This window comes from Kitasatospora sp. NPDC087861, from assembly GCF_044742585.1.
GTDB lineage: Bacteria > Actinomycetota > Actinomycetes > Streptomycetales > Streptomycetaceae > Kitasatospora.
On record NZ_JBIUUS010000014.1, the window covers coordinates 210,562 to 224,015 of the forward strand.

The 13,454-nt window shown below is 74.0% G+C and carries 10 protein-coding genes; 7 read left to right on the plus strand and 3 right to left on the minus strand.

All coding sequences use genetic code 11. The features are described from left to right. Positions 1 to 107 precede the first annotated feature (107 nt). From lpdA to ACIOJE_RS21405, 3 genes are all read left to right on the plus strand, one after another. Complete coding sequence (lpdA, locus tag ACIOJE_RS21395) at positions 108 to 1,496, plus strand: dihydrolipoyl dehydrogenase (RefSeq protein WP_280674629.1); 1,389 nt, start codon at positions 108 to 110, stop codon at positions 1,494 to 1,496. 56 nt (positions 1,497 to 1,552) lie between these two features. Beyond that, complete coding sequence (gene sucB, locus ACIOJE_RS21400) at positions 1,553 to 3,310, plus strand: 2-oxoglutarate dehydrogenase, E2 component, dihydrolipoamide succinyltransferase (RefSeq protein WP_400777880.1); 1,758 nt, start codon at positions 1,553 to 1,555, stop codon at positions 3,308 to 3,310. Between the two features lie 184 nt (positions 3,311 to 3,494). Further along, positions 3,495 to 4,010: a DUF4240 domain-containing protein gene (locus tag ACIOJE_RS21405; protein ID WP_280674832.1), complete on the plus strand. Its 516-nt coding sequence runs from the start codon at positions 3,495 to 3,497 to the stop codon at positions 4,008 to 4,010. Positions 4,011 to 4,025: 15 nt separating this feature from the next. Here ACIOJE_RS21405 and ACIOJE_RS21410 read toward each other — a convergent pair whose 3' ends face one another. Together ACIOJE_RS21410 and ACIOJE_RS21415 are read right to left on the minus strand one after the other, a co-directional pair. Next, the gene (locus ACIOJE_RS21410; RefSeq protein WP_280674631.1) at positions 4,026 to 5,111 is read right to left on the minus strand and encodes a DUF2510 domain-containing protein; all 1,086 of its coding nucleotides are present in this window, start codon (positions 5,109 to 5,111) and stop codon (positions 4,026 to 4,028) included. Positions 5,112 to 5,288: 177 nt separating this feature from the next. Then, the gene (locus ACIOJE_RS21415; protein ID WP_280674632.1) at positions 5,289 to 5,786 is read right to left on the minus strand and encodes a GNAT family N-acetyltransferase; all 498 of its coding nucleotides are present in this window, start codon (positions 5,784 to 5,786) and stop codon (positions 5,289 to 5,291) included. Positions 5,787 to 5,850: 64 nt separating this feature from the next. Between ACIOJE_RS21415 and ACIOJE_RS21420 the strand changes: the two genes are divergently transcribed. From ACIOJE_RS21420 to ACIOJE_RS21430, 3 genes are all read left to right on the plus strand, one after another. Beyond that, positions 5,851 to 6,756 (plus strand): TIGR01777 family oxidoreductase, encoded by a 906-nt coding sequence (locus ACIOJE_RS21420; RefSeq protein WP_280674633.1) that lies wholly within the window; start codon positions 5,851 to 5,853, stop codon positions 6,754 to 6,756. A 594-nt stretch (positions 6,757 to 7,350) separates the two neighbouring features. Then, the gene (locus tag ACIOJE_RS21425) at positions 7,351 to 8,682 is read left to right on the plus strand and encodes an NAD(P)/FAD-dependent oxidoreductase (protein ID WP_400777882.1); all 1,332 of its coding nucleotides are present in this window, start codon (positions 7,351 to 7,353) and stop codon (positions 8,680 to 8,682) included. Positions 8,683 to 8,865: 183 nt separating this feature from the next. Next, a complete protein-coding gene (locus tag ACIOJE_RS21430; RefSeq protein WP_400777883.1) occupies positions 8,866 to 10,089 on the plus strand; it encodes a cation:proton antiporter in 1,224 nt (407 codons plus the stop codon). Positions 10,090 to 10,293: 204 nt separating this feature from the next. Here ACIOJE_RS21430 and ACIOJE_RS21435 read toward each other — a convergent pair whose 3' ends face one another. Continuing rightward, positions 10,294 to 12,195, minus strand: coding sequence for a regulator (locus ACIOJE_RS21435; RefSeq protein WP_400777885.1), 1,902 nt, complete (start codon positions 12,193 to 12,195; stop codon positions 10,294 to 10,296). A 309-nt stretch (positions 12,196 to 12,504) separates the two neighbouring features. Between ACIOJE_RS21435 and ACIOJE_RS21440 the strand changes: the two genes are divergently transcribed. Next, positions 12,505 to 13,266: a 3-hydroxybutyrate dehydrogenase gene (locus tag ACIOJE_RS21440; protein WP_400777887.1), complete on the plus strand. Its 762-nt coding sequence runs from the start codon at positions 12,505 to 12,507 to the stop codon at positions 13,264 to 13,266. The last annotated feature ends 188 nt before the right edge of the window (positions 13,267 to 13,454 follow it).

Here is a 13,454-nt window from a genome sequence, read left to right on the forward strand (position 1 = left end):
CAAGTGCGAAGATGTATTTCCGGCACGACTGGGCGCCCCACAAAGGCTTCCGACCCACCGGACCGCGACCGGCCCGGCGACTCACCCCATTGCATGGAGGACGTGACGTGGCGAACGACGCCAGCACCGTTTTCGACGTAGTCATTCTCGGAGGCGGAAGCGGCGGTTACGCCGCGGCGCTCCGCGCCGCTCAGCTGGGCCTGAGCGTCGCCCTGGTCGAGAAGGGTGAGCTGGGCGGCACCTGCCTGCACCGCGGCTGCATCCCGACCAAGGCGCTGCTGCACGCCGCCGAGATCGCGGACGAGACGAAGGAGGCCGCCGAGTTCGGCGTGCTGGCCACCTTCCAGGGCATCGACATCAACGGCGTCCACAAGTACAAGGACGACGTCATCGCCGGCCTGTACAAGGGCCTGCAGGGCCTGGTCGCCTCCCGCAAGGTCACCTTCATCCAGGGCGAGGGCAAGCTCTCCTCGCAGACCTCGGTGGACGTCAACGGCCAGCGCATAGAGGGCCGCCACATCGTCCTGGCCACCGGTTCGGTGCCGCGCTCGATCCCGGGCCTGGAGATCGACGGCAACCGCGTGATCTCCTCCGACCACGCCCTCAAGCTCGACCGCATCCCGAAGTCGGCGATCATCCTCGGCGGCGGCGTGATCGGCGTCGAGTTCGCCTCGGTCTGGAAGTCCTTCGGCGTCGAGGTCACCATCGTCGAGGCGCTGCCGCACCTCGTCCCGCTGGAGGACGAGAACTCCTCCAAGCTGCTGGAGCGCGCGTTCCGCAAGCGCGGCATCAAGTTCGAGCTGAAGGCCCGCTTCTCCGGCGTCGAGTACACCGAGACCGGTGTCCGCGTCTCCACCGAGAACGGCAAGCAGATCGACGCCGACCTGCTGCTCGTCGCCATCGGCCGCGGCCCGGTCTCGGCCGGCCTCGGCTACGAGGAGAACGGCGTCGCGATGGACCGCGGCTACGTCCTGGTCGACGAGTACATGCGCACCAACGTGCCCACCATCTCGGCCGTCGGCGACCTCGCCCCGACCCTGCAGCTGGCCCACGTCGGCTTCGCCGAGGGCATCCTGGTCGCCGAGCGCCTGGCCGGCCTCAAGCCGGTGCCGATCGACTACGACGGCGTCCCGCGCGTGACCTACTCCAACCCCGAGGTGGCCTCCGTCGGCATCTCCGAGGCCAAGGCCGTCGAGCTGTACGGCAAGGAGAAGGTCGTCACCCTCAAGTACAACCTGGCCGGCAACGGCAAGAGCAAGATCCTGAAGACCGCCGGCGAGATCAAGCTCGTCCAGGTCAAGGACGGCGCCGTGGTCGGCGTCCACATGGTCGGCGCCCGCATGGGCGAGCAGGTCGGCGAAGCTCAGCTGATCTACAACTGGGAGGCCCTGCCGGCCGAGGTCGCGCAGCTCATCCACGCGCACCCGACCCAGTCCGAGGCCCTGGGCGAGGCGCACCTGGCGCTGGCCGGCAAGCCGCTGCACGCGCACGACTGATCACGCCCCCACCCCCCATTTCCAGTACGCAAGACTTGATAGGAGTCGCTGAAACCATGGCGGTCTCAGTAACACTGCCCGCGCTGGGCGAGAGCGTTTCCGAGGGCACCGTCACCCGTTGGCTGAAGGCCGAGGGTGAGCGTGTCGAGGTCGACGAGCCGCTGCTCGAGGTGTCGACCGACAAGGTCGACACCGAGATCCCGGCGCCGGCCTCCGGCATCCTGGCCTCGATCAAGGTCGGCGAGGACGAGACCGTCGAGGTCGGCGCCGAGCTGGCGATCATCGACGACGGCTCCGGCGCCCCGGTTCCGGCCGCCGCCCCGGCCGTCGAGGCCGCGCCCGTCGCCGCCCCGGCCCCGGTCGTGGAGGCGCCCGCCGCCCCCGCGCCGGTCGCCGCGCCGGCTCCGGCCGCCGCCCCGGCCGCTCCGGCCGGCGACGCCACCCCGGTCCTGCTGCCCGCGCTGGGCGAGTCGGTCACCGAGGGCACCGTCACCCGCTGGCTGAAGGCCGAGGGTGAGACGGTCGAGGTCGACGAGCCGCTGCTCGAGGTCTCCACCGACAAGGTCGACACCGAGATCCCGTCGCCGGTCGCCGGTGTCGTGGTGAAGATCCTGGTCGGCGAGGACGAGACCGCCGAGGTCGGCGCCCAGCTCGCGCTGATCGGCGCCGCTGGTGCCGTCGCCGCCGCTCCGGCCCCGGTGGCCGCTCCGGCCCCCGTTGCCCCGGCCGCTCCGGCTCCGGCGGCTCCGGCTCCGGTCGCTGCTGCCCCGGCCCCGGTCGCCGCTGCCCCGGCCCCGGTCGCCGCTGCCCCGGCCCCGGTGGCCGCTCCCGCCCCGGCTCCGGCCGCTCCCGCCCCGGCTCCGGCCGCTCCGGCCGCCCCGGTGGCCGACGCCGGTGACGCCTACGTCACCCCGCTGGTGCGCAAGCTCGCCGCCGAGCACGGCGTCGCGCTGAACGCCGTCGCCGGCACCGGCGTCGGCGGCCGCATCCGCAAGCAGGACGTCATCGCCGCCGCGGAGGCCGCCAAGGCCGCTCCGGCCCCGGTCGCCGCCGCTCCGGCCGCTGCGCCGAAGGCCGCCGCCGCGCCGTCCGCCCTGCGCGGCCAGACCGTCAAGATGACCCGCATGCGCAAGGTCATCGGCGACAATATGCTGAAGGCCCTGCACGAGCAGGCCCAGCTGACCAGCGTGGTCGAGGTGGACGTCACCAAGATCATGTCGCTGCGCGGCAAGGCCAAGGAGGGCTTCCTCGCCCGCGAGGGCGTCAAGCTGTCCCCGATGCCGTTCTTCGTCAAGGCCGCCGCCCAGGCGCTGAAGACCCACGCGGTCGTCAACGCCCGGATCAACGAGGCCGAGGGCACCGTCACCTACTTCGACACCGAGAACATCGGTATCGCGGTGGACTCCGAGAAGGGTCTGATGACCCCGGTCATCAAGGGTGCGGGCGACCTCAACATCGCCGGCATCTCGAAGAAGACCGCCGAGCTGGCCGCCAAGGTCCGCGACAGCAAGATCACCCCGGACGAGCTGTCCGGTGCGACCTTCACCATCAGCAACACCGGCTCGCGCGGTGCGCTGTTCGACACCGTGATCGTGCCGCCGAACCAGGTCGCCATCCTGGGCATCGGCGCCACCGTCAAGCGCCCGGTGGTCATCGAGGCCGACGGCGGCACCGCCATCGGCATCCGCGACATGACCTACCTGTCGCTCTCCTACGACCACCGCCTGGTGGACGGCGCCGACGCCGCCCGCTACCTGGTCGCGGTCAAGGAGATCCTGGAGGCCGGCGAGTTCGAGGTCGAGCTCGGCCTGTAAGGCACTTCGGCCGTTCCGGCCGTATTCGGCTGCACCGGAGCCCCGCGTCGTCCCCGGACGACGCGGGGCTCCGCCGTTGTCGCGGACGGCACAGGGCTCCGCCGCTGTCTGCGTCGAACATCACCAGCGTTTCGCCGGGCCATGGCATGCGCGGGGGCTGGCTAACGGGGATGCTTGAGCGGTGATGGACGAGACCGACTTCTGGCAGATGATCGACGAGACCTGGGAGGCCGCCGAGGGCGATCCGGACGAGCAGGCCGACCGCCTGGTGGAACGGCTGGTCCAGCTGACCCCGGACGACGTCATCGACTTCGCCCGGCTGTTCGAGGCCCGGTTCCAGCGGGCCTACCGCAACGACCTCTGGGGCGCCGCCTACCTACTGCTGGACGGTGCCTCCGACGACACCTTCGACTACTTCCGCTGCTGGCTGATCGGCCAGGGCCGGGAGGTCTTCGAGGGCGCGCTGGTCGAGCCGGACGACCTGGCGGACCTGTTGCCGGAGTTCGACGAGGAGGAGGACGGCGAGGCCGAGGACCTCGGCTACGCCGCCGACGAGGCGTACGAGCAGCTGACCGGCCTGCCGCTGCCCGAGGTCGGCGGGCGGCAGCCCGGGCGGCCGGCCGGCGCGGCGCTGGACTTCGACGACCCGGACGTCATGGCGAAACGGTTTCCCAAGCTCTGGGAGCGCTACGGGGACTGACCGGGTCCGGCCACGTCAGGTGGTGCTGCCGCTGCCTGACGTGCCGTCCTGCTTGACGCCCTTGAGGATCTGGTCCAGCACGGACGCGTCCGGCGCGCTCGGGTCGTCGTCCACGCCGCCCTCGAAGACCACGAAGCCGCCGCCCTTGGCCGGGACGGCGGCCAGCAGTATGTAGCCCTGGGTGCCGTCCGAGGTGCGGATGTGCCAGCGCACGGCGTAGCCGAACACCCCCGCGACGGTCGCGTAGCCGGAGCCGGAGTCGGTGTGCGAGCTGATCCCGGTGAAGATCTGGCCGGCGTACGTGGGCATCGCGGCCTCGGCGGCCGCCTTGGCGGTGGTGCCCTGGACGGTGTCCTTCTCGACCGAGAACTGGCCGCGGATGCAGGAGTTGCCGTCCGCGCAGGTGTAGCGGCCGGTGCCGAGGAAGACCGTCGAGTGCGCGGAGTCGGTCGCCGCGTCCCAGCCGTCGAACACCGGGATGGTGATCGCGTGCTGGGGATCCGGGGCGGTGCTCTTGAGGGCCGGCGCCGGCTTGGGCGCGGGCACCGTCGGCGTCGGGGCGGGCGTGCCCGCGGTCGGACTGGGGCTCGGGGCGGGGCCGACGCTCTGGGTGACGGTGACCGTCGGGTTCGGGGTCGGGTCCGCCTTCGGGGAGCCGCCGCCGCTGAGCGCGATCCCGGCGATGATCCCGCCCACGGCCAGCACGCCGACCGCGATGGCGACGATCACCCCGGGCTTCATGCGGCCGGGCGCCGGCTGCTGCGGCGGGTAGCCCGGCGCCGGGTAGCCGTAGCCCGCGCCCTGGGCGGGGTAGCCGTCTTGGCCCGGGTGGCCGTCCTGGCCCGGGTAGCCGTACGCCGGGGCGGGGGCGCCGCCCGGGTAGCCGTAGCCGGGGGTGTCCTGCGGGCCGCCGTAGCCGTACCCGGGCTGCGGGGCCGTGGGCTGCCAGCCCTGGGTGGAGGCTTCGGCGAGCTGGCCGGCGCCGCCCTGGAGCGGGCGCACCTCGCTGGTCCAGGCGTTGCCGTCCCACCAGCGCTCGTGACCGGGGGTGCCGTCCGCACCGGGGACCGGGTACCACCCGGGAGGCGTCGAGTTGCTCACGGCCGTACGGTACCCGGCGGGGTGCTGGTCCAGACAGGGCGGGTCGGTCACGACTCTGCACCACTCGTCTTGACTGACGACCCGTCAGGTCCGGTGGCGGGTACGGCCGAAGGCCCGGTCGGGCCGACGGCCTGTCCGGGAGCCGGGTCGGTCGGGCAGCCGAGTCGGTCGGGCCGGTCAGTCCGCCAGGCGGCGGGCCATCCAGATGTCGTCCACGTAGGACCCGTCGATCAGGAACTCCTCAGCCAGCGAGCCCTCGACGACGAAGCCGCAGCTCTCGTAGAGCCTGCGGGCCGGGGCGTTCCAACCGAGCACTCGCAGGGTCAACTTGCGCGCGCCCTCGGCCCGGGCCGCCGCGCAGGCGGCCTCGACCAGACTCCGGCCGACGCCCCGGCCGCGGACCTCGGCGTCGACGGCCAGGCCCTGGATCTGCCGGACGTGCCGGTTGCTGGCCAGCGGGGTCGCCGGGACCTGGCGGATGTAGCCGACGACGCGGCCGTCCAGGAGGGCGAGCAGAAACTGCTCCGGGGCGTGCCGCTCGTCGAAGACGCCGTCCTCCTCGGGCGGCTGCGGGGAGACGTCGGACAGCGGGGACCAGGCGGCGCGGTTGAGGACGGCGAGTTCGCCCTCGTCCTCGGGCTGAGCTGGTCGGATGATCAGATCGTCCTCGTGCATGCGCGTCATGCTAATGAGACGCCCGCAAACATGACAGGGAATTGAAAACTGCGAGGATGGGCGCATGCGCATCGCTGTCACAGGCTCCACGGGATTGATCGGTTCGGCCCTCGTCCGCTCCCTGCTGGCGGACGGCCACGAGGTGGTCCGGCTGGTCCGGCACCGCTCCAGGACGGGCCCGCAGCCCGACGGCAGTACCGCGATCGGCTGGAACCCGCTGCTCGGCCAGGTCGAGCGGGACGGGCTGGCCGGGGTCGAGGCGGTGGTGCACCTGGCCGGCGCCGGGGTCGGCGACCACCGCTGGACGGACTCCTACAAGCGGGAGATCCGGGAGAGCCGGGCGCTCGGCACCGAGACGCTGGCCGTCGCTCTGGCCGAACTCAAGGAGCCGCCCCGGGTGCTGGTCAGCGCCTCCGCGGTCGGCTGGTACGGGCAGACCGGCGACCGGGTGATCGACGAGGACTCCCCCGCCGGCCGGGACTTCCTGGCCGAGGTCTGCGTGGAGTGGGAGGCGGCCGCGCGGCCGGCCGAGCGGGCCGGGATCCGGGTCGTCCACCCGCGCACCGGGATGGTGCTGTCCGCGGCCGGCGGGGCCGGCGCACGGCTGTTCCCGCTGTTCAAGCTGGGCCTGGGCGGACGGCTCGGCAACGGGCGGCAGTACTGGAGCTTCATCTCGCTGGCCGACCAGGTCGCCGCGCTGCGGTTCCTGATCGACCGGGACGACCTCTCCGGCGCCGTCAACCTCACCGCGCCCGACCCGGTCACCAACGCCGGGCTGACCGCGGCGCTCGGGCGGGCGCTCGGGCGACCCACCCCGTTCCCGGTGCCGGAGGCGGTGCTCAAGGTGGTGCTCGGGGAGCTCGCGGTCGAGGTGGTCGGCAGCCACCGGGTGGTGCCGCGGCGACTGCTGGACGCGGGGTTCCGCTTCGCCCACCCGGACGTGGACTCGGCGGTGCGCGCGGCGCTGTGAGCGGGTGCGGGGTGGGCGGTGCGGCGGCGTGAGCCGTGCGCCGTCGTGTGCGTGGCGGTGCGTGCGGGTCCGGGCGTGCCGCGCGGGTCCGGGCGTGCCGTACGGGTCCGGGCGTGCCGCGCGGGTACAGGTGTGCCGTGCGGCGATGTGAACAGTGCGTCGCGGCGCGCGCCGCGGTGCACGCGGGTCCGGGTGTGCCGCGCGACGGTGTGCGCGGGCGGGTTTGGACCGGGTTCGGACCGGGCTCGCCGACCGCTCCGGCGTACGGCGGCTACGGTATTCGCCCTGGCCAGGGGCATATGCCGGGCGGAGGTCGGACGGGGCTCCGGGAGGGGGCGCATGGGAGCACAGACCGGGCGCGTCGCACGCCCCCGGTGACCGTACGCGCCCGCCGACCCCGGAACCCGGCCCCAACGGCGCACTGTCCGTGACCGCGCCCCGGTCCGGTGCCGCACTCCCCCTCCCGACCCTTGGATCGGGTCCGATGCGCTTGTCTGATGGTCGTACTGACTGGGCATCACACCGTCGGACCGTGTCCCGGCACCCCGCTGCCTGCGTCGGCCGGAGCCCCGGGACCAGGGAGGGAGCACGCCAGTGCCCACATACGACTTCACCCGCCGCGCCCGCCGCCCGTCCGACCCGGACGTCGTCGTGGTCGGCGCCGGACTCGCGGGCCTGGCCGCCGCCCGCACGCTCACCGGCCACGGCCTCACCGTCCAGATCCTTGAGGCCACGGACCGGATCGGCGGCCGGATGGCCACCCGCGAACTGGACGGCTTCCGGCTCGACGACGGCAGCCACCTGCTGAACACCGCCTTCCCCGAGCTCCGCCGGGTACTCGACCTCGACCGCCTCGACCTGCGCCCGCTCGCTCCCGGTGTCCTCGTGCACAGCGGCGGCCGCCGCCACCGCACCGGGGACCCTCAACTCACCACCGCCCGGCAGGCCGCCACCCGCGCCCCGCTCGGCAGCCCGCTGGACAAGGCCCGGCTCGGCAGCTGGCTCGGCCGGCTCGCCGCCACCCCCGCCGGCCGGCTCCAGAACCGCCCGGAGACCACCACCGCCCGCGCGCTGACCGGCCACGGGCTCGCCCCGCGCACCCTCGACGGCTTCCTGCGGCCGCTGCTCGGCGCACTGCTCAGCGACCCGGCCCTCGGCACCAGCAGCCGGATCGCCGACCTGGTGCTGCGCTCCTACGCGCGCGGACGGCTCTGTCTGCCCGCCGACGGGATCGCGGCCGTACCGGCCCACCTGGCCGCCGCCCTGCCCGCCGGCACCGTGCGCACCGGGGTGCAGGTCACCTCGATCGCCGCCGACGGCGTGGAGACCGTCGGGCACGGGCGGATCGGCGCCCAGGCCGTCGTCGTCGCCACCGACGCCCGCTCCGCCGCCCAGTTGCTGCCCGGGCTGCGGCTGCCGGACTTCCACCCCGTCACGACCTTCTACCACGCGGCCGACTGCGCCCCGCTGAACGAGGCCGTCCTGCTGCTCGACGGCGACCGGCCCGGCGGGCAGCCGCCGCTGGTCTCGCACTCGCTGGTGCTCAGCGAGCTGCACCCTTCCTACGCCCCGGCCGGGCAGGCGCTGGTCGCCACCACCGTGCTCGGGCGGCGCTCCTTCGACGCCGGCGGCCCGGCCGGGCTGGAACCGGCGGTCCGGGCCCGGCTCGCCGAGCTGTACGGCACCTCGACCACCGGCTGGCAGTTCCTGAACGTGCGGCACGTCCCGGACGCGCTGCCCACGATGCCCCCGCCGCACAATCCCCGGCGCCCGGTGCGGGTGCTGGCCGGGCTGTACGTCGCCGGGGACCACCGGGACACCAGCACCGTGCAGGGCGCGCTGGTCTCCGGGCGGCGGGCGGCGCAGGCGGTGCTGCGCGACCTCGGCGTCCCGGCCACCGCCCGGGAGGCCGAGGCGGCGGCCTGACCCGTTCGGACGCCCGGAGTGCTCGGGCGCTCCCGGACGGGCTGAGCCCGGAACACGCCGGCGGTCCTGCACGGCCGGTGCCCGGAACACACTGACGGTCTGCCGGGGTGACAGACCGGCGACGTGCCAGGATGCCGATATGACCGCTCATCGGATGATTTTCACCGTCCGGCCGGTTGCGCGGTGAGCGCCGCCATCCAGCCGGTGGCGCTGATCCTGATCCCCGCCGCGGCCGTCGCCGCACCGCTGCTCGCCGACCGGTTGCTGCGGTGGATCGCCGTCCCGACCGTCGTGTTCGAGATCGTGCTCGGCGTCCTGATCGGCCCCGACGTCCTGAACTGGGCGCACGTCGACGACCTGGTCGACGCGCTGTCCCAGTTCGGCCTGGTCATGCTGATGTTCCTCGCCGGGTACGAGATCGACTTCGCCAAGCTGCGCGGCGGCCCGCTGAAACGGGCGGGCACCGCGTGGCTGGTCTCGATCGTGCTGGCGCTCGGCGTGGGCGCGCTGGTCAACCGGGACCCGTTGAACGGCGCCTTCGCCGGGCTCGCGCTCACCACCACCGCGCTCGGCACCATCCTGCCGATCCTCCGCGACTCCGGCGAACTGCCCACCCCCTTCGGCTCGTTGGTGATGGCCACCGGGGCGGTCGGCGAGTTCGGGCCGATCATCGCGATCGCCGTCCTGCTCAGCGGCAACTCCCCGGCCAGGACGGCCGTCATCCTCGGCGCCTTCGCGGTGATCACCGCCGTCGCGGTCCTCGGCGCACGGCGCCCCCGGCCCGCCTGGGCCACCCGGCTCATCGAGCGCACCCTGCGCACGTCCGGGCAGTTCGCGATCCGGGCGGTGATCCTGGTGCTCGCCGTCATGGTGGCCGCCGCGGTCTGGCTCGACCTGGACATGCTGCTCGGCGCCTTCACCGCCGGGGCCATCTCCCGCCTGCTGCTCTCCGACATCCGCCAGGCCGAGGAGGAGGTGATCGAGGCCAAGCTGGAGAGCATCGGCTTCGGCTTCCTGGTGCCGGTGTTCTTCGTGGTCAGCGGAATGAACTTCGACCTGACCGCCCTGCTGGTCGACCCCGGCACGCTGCTGCTCGTCCCGGTGTTCCTGCTGCTGCTCCTGGTGGTGCGCGGACTGCCGGCCGGACTGCTCGCCCCGGCCGGGCTCGGCCGGCGGGACCGGGCGGCGCTCGGGCTGTACGGCGCGACGGCGCTGCCGCTGGTCGTGGTGATCACCACCATCGAGGTGGACGACGGGCACCTGCCGTCGTCGACGGCGGCCGCGCTCGTGGGCGCGGGCATACTCTCGGTGCTGGCGTTCCCGCTGGCGGCGCAGCGGGTACGCGGCGGCGTCCGGCCACCCGCGCCGGAGCCGGGACGGCCGCGCGTCCGGGCCGAGAGCTGGTGAGTCGCTCCCGGTCACCCTCCCCGGACGCCAACGGGCGGCGGGGGAAAGCCCTTTCGAAGGCGTCCCGGCAGGCGCTTCCGAGCGGCCCTTCCGACGCCGGCGCACCCCTCCGGCCCCGGGCGGTCCTCCGGCCCGGGGCAAGCCCGGGCGGTACGGGTTTCCGGGACCGCCGGGCGCGTCCGGCAGTCCCTGGATCACGAGTTCCTAGATCACGCCCGCCTGGCGGGCCGTCTCCTCGAAGGCGCGGGCCACCGGGCTGCCCCGGTAGGGGATGAGGCGGCGGTGGAAGTCCCGGACGTACTCCAGCGAGCGGGCCGAGCGCATTTCCCCCGCCGCCCGCAGCGCGTCGGTGGCCATGGTGCAGGCCTCGTCGAGGTCCCCCATGCCGAGCCGGGCGGTGGCCAGCACCAGCCGGCAGAAGATCCGGCTGCGCGCATAGGCGGGCGAGCGCAGCCGCAACGACTTCTCGGCGTGCTGCGCGGCGGTGCGCCACTGCTGCAGGTCCCGGTAGCAGTGGGCGAACTCGTCGGAGAGCTGCGCCTCGTCGAAGTACCGTGCCCAGGAGGGCAGTTCGTCACCCGCCCGGGCCGCGGCCAGCGACCGTTCGGAGCGTACCAGGGCGGTGGTGCAGGCCCGGACGTCGCCCAGCAGGCCGTGGCCGCGGGCCTCGGCGGCGTGCATCAGCGACTGGACCACCGGCGGCACCGCCGTGCCCACGCCCTGCTGGGCGACCCGGGCCAGCTGGACGGCCTCCCGGCCGTGGCCCAGGTGGACGGCCTGCTGGCTCATCGTCACCAGGACGTACCCGCCCAGCGCGCGGTCCCCGGCGGCCTGGGACAGGCGCAGCGCCTGAACGAAGTAGCGCTGGGCGAGGCCGTGTGCGGCGATGTCGAAGGACGTCCAGCCGGCCAGCCTGGTCAGGTCGGCGACCGCGCCGAACAGTGCCCGGCCGATCTGCTCGCCGTAGCGGCCGCGCAGCATCGGCTCGGCCTCGCTCTCCAGGTAGCGGACCAGCGCCTGCCGGGCGTGCCCGCCACCGTAGGCGTGGTCGAGCGCGCGGAAGAGGTCGCCGACGGCACGGATGGCGGCGATGTCGCCGCGGCCGACCCGCAGGGCGGGGCGCTGCTCGCGGGCCGGGTCGGTGTACGGCGGCTCGACGGCGGCGGGCGGGCGGCGGCTCTGGGTGGGGACCCGGCCGATGGGGGGCACGGCGGTACCGGCCGTGCCCACGGTGGGGCGCGTGCCGGGTGCGCCGGACATGCCGGGCGTGCCGGGAGCCGGGCCGCGCGCTGGGCTCGCGGGGGGCGCGCCGGGCGTACCGACCGTTCCGGCCGCGGAGGGCACGGAGGGCACGGAGGCCATGGAGGGCGTGCCGGACGGGCCGTGCACGGGTGCGGACGAGGGCGGCGGGCCGGTGGCGGCGTCGGGGCGGGCCATCGTCGAGCCGTCCCGGGCGACGCGCTCGTCGGTGCGGCCGATCAGCCAGTCCCGGCTGGGGACGACCAGGCCGGCCGGGGTGAAGGCGATCCGGCGCAGTTCGGACTGCGGGCCGTTGTCCTTGCGCCACATGCTCGCCACGATGTCCACCGCCTCCTGCGGAGTTTCGGCGAACTCCAGCCCGGCGTACACCGGGGCGCAGGCGTCCAGGCCGAGGTCCTGGGCGGTGAGGCGGCGGCCGAGGCGGCGGGTGAAGACCTCGGCGATCAGTGCCGGGGTGGCGCCGCGGGGCTGCTGGCCGCGCAGCCAGCGGGTGACCGAGGTCTTGTCGTAGCGCAGGTCGAGACCGTGTTCCAGGCCGAGCTGGTCGACCCGGCGGGCCAGGCCCGCGTGCGAGAAGCCGGCCTCCTCGATCAGCGCGGCGAGTTGGCCGTTCTGCGGGGCCGGTCCGGAGTGGCCGCCCGTCGGCGCGGGGGCGGGCGCGGGCCTGGCGGGTTCGTGCCGGTCGGTTGTGGCCTGCGCGGGCAGCCGCAGTTCGTCGGCGGTCGGGGCGTCGGCGGTCAGGGCGTCGGGGGCGTCCGGCAGGGCCCGGCCGACCGGGCCTCGGTGCTGGCCGAGCGGGTCGAGCGGTCCGTACGCCGGGCTGTCGGTTGCAGGCCGTTGGGGCATGTCAGTCAACACCTCTCGGACGTCGCACCGGGCTCTACCAGCACTTCGGCTGCCTGGGGCGGCGCCCCCTGTCGGGAATCGGCGTGAATGTAGCGAGCATTCGGGCGCTATGGGTGGATCTGACCGAGCAATCCTCCGAACGGGTGAAGCAATCGCGCCCATTGTGGGGAAGCGAGGCCGGGGCGGGTTTGGCCTTCCGCGGTCGAACCGTCGATCGACGGTCATGGCGACCGGCACCACATCCCACCGGAATGCTGTAGCGGCCTGCCACATGGGAGCCAGGCCCCCGAATTCCTACCGTTCTCGGCCATGGACACCACTACAGCCCGCCCGCTCGACGGCCGGACGGCCCTGGTCACCGGGGCCGCCTCGGGCATCGGCCGAGCCTGCGCCGAGGCCTTCGCCGGGGCCGGCGCCCGGGTCTACGTCGTCGATCTCGCGGCCGGCCCGGCCCGGGAGCTCGCGGAGCGGATCGGCGGCCGCGCCATCGTCGCGGACCTCGGCGACCCGGAGGCCGTGGAGACCCTGCCGGACGACGCCGACATCGTGGTCAACAACGCCGGTCTCCAACACGTCGCGCCCGTCCACGAGTTCCCGCCCGACCGCTTCACCCTCATCCAACGTGTCATGGTCGAGGCCCCGTTCCGCATCCTGCGCCGCACCCTCCCGCACATGTACGAGCAGGAGTGGGGGCGGGTGGTCAACATCTCCTCCGTCCACGGCCTGCGGGCCAGCGCCTTCAAGTCCGCCTACGTCACCGCCAAGCACGCCCTGGAAGGCCTCAGCAAGACCGTCGCCCTGGAGGGCGCCCCCTACGGCGTCACCAGCAACTGCATCAACCCCGGGTACGTCCGAACTCCCCTGGTGGAGCAGCAGATCGCCGCCCAGGCCCTGGCCCACGGCATCCACGAGGACGAGGTCGTCGAACAGATCATGCTCGACCGCACCGCCCTCAAGCGCCTCATCGAACCCGACGAGATCGCCCAACTCGCCCTCTGGCTCTGCTCCCCACCCGCCTCCTACATCACCGGCGCCAGCCTCCCCGTCGACGGCGGCTGGACGGCGCACTGAGACAGGCGGTGGAAAGAGAAAGAGAAGATCCGCGGGCAGGAAACGTGCACGGGGAGCGCAGGCCCGGCCGTCTCGATCTCGATCAGCAGCGTCGGGGGGGGGGGGGCCGCCCCCCCCCCCCGCCCCGGCCGGGGGGGGGGGGGGGGGGCCCCGGGGGGTGGGGTTGGGCGGCCCCCAACACTGCGCCG

Coding starts and splice junctions, on each gene's coding strand:
- sucB (WP_400777880.1), top strand. CDS start 1,553: ATGGCGGTCTCAGTAACACTGCCCGCGCTGGGCGAGAGCGTTTCCGAG.
- ACIOJE_RS21405 (WP_280674832.1), top strand. CDS start 3,495: ATGGACGAGACCGACTTCTGGCAGATGATCGACGAGACCTGGGAGGCC.
- ACIOJE_RS21435 (WP_400777885.1), bottom strand. CDS start 12,195: ATGCCCCAACGGCCTGCAACCGACAGCCCGGCGTACGGACCGCTCGAC.
- ACIOJE_RS21415 (WP_280674632.1), bottom strand. CDS start 5,786: ATGCACGAGGACGATCTGATCATCCGACCAGCTCAGCCCGAGGACGAG.
- ACIOJE_RS21420 (WP_280674633.1), top strand. CDS start 5,851: ATGCGCATCGCTGTCACAGGCTCCACGGGATTGATCGGTTCGGCCCTC.
- ACIOJE_RS21440 (WP_400777887.1), top strand. CDS start 12,505: ATGGACACCACTACAGCCCGCCCGCTCGACGGCCGGACGGCCCTGGTC.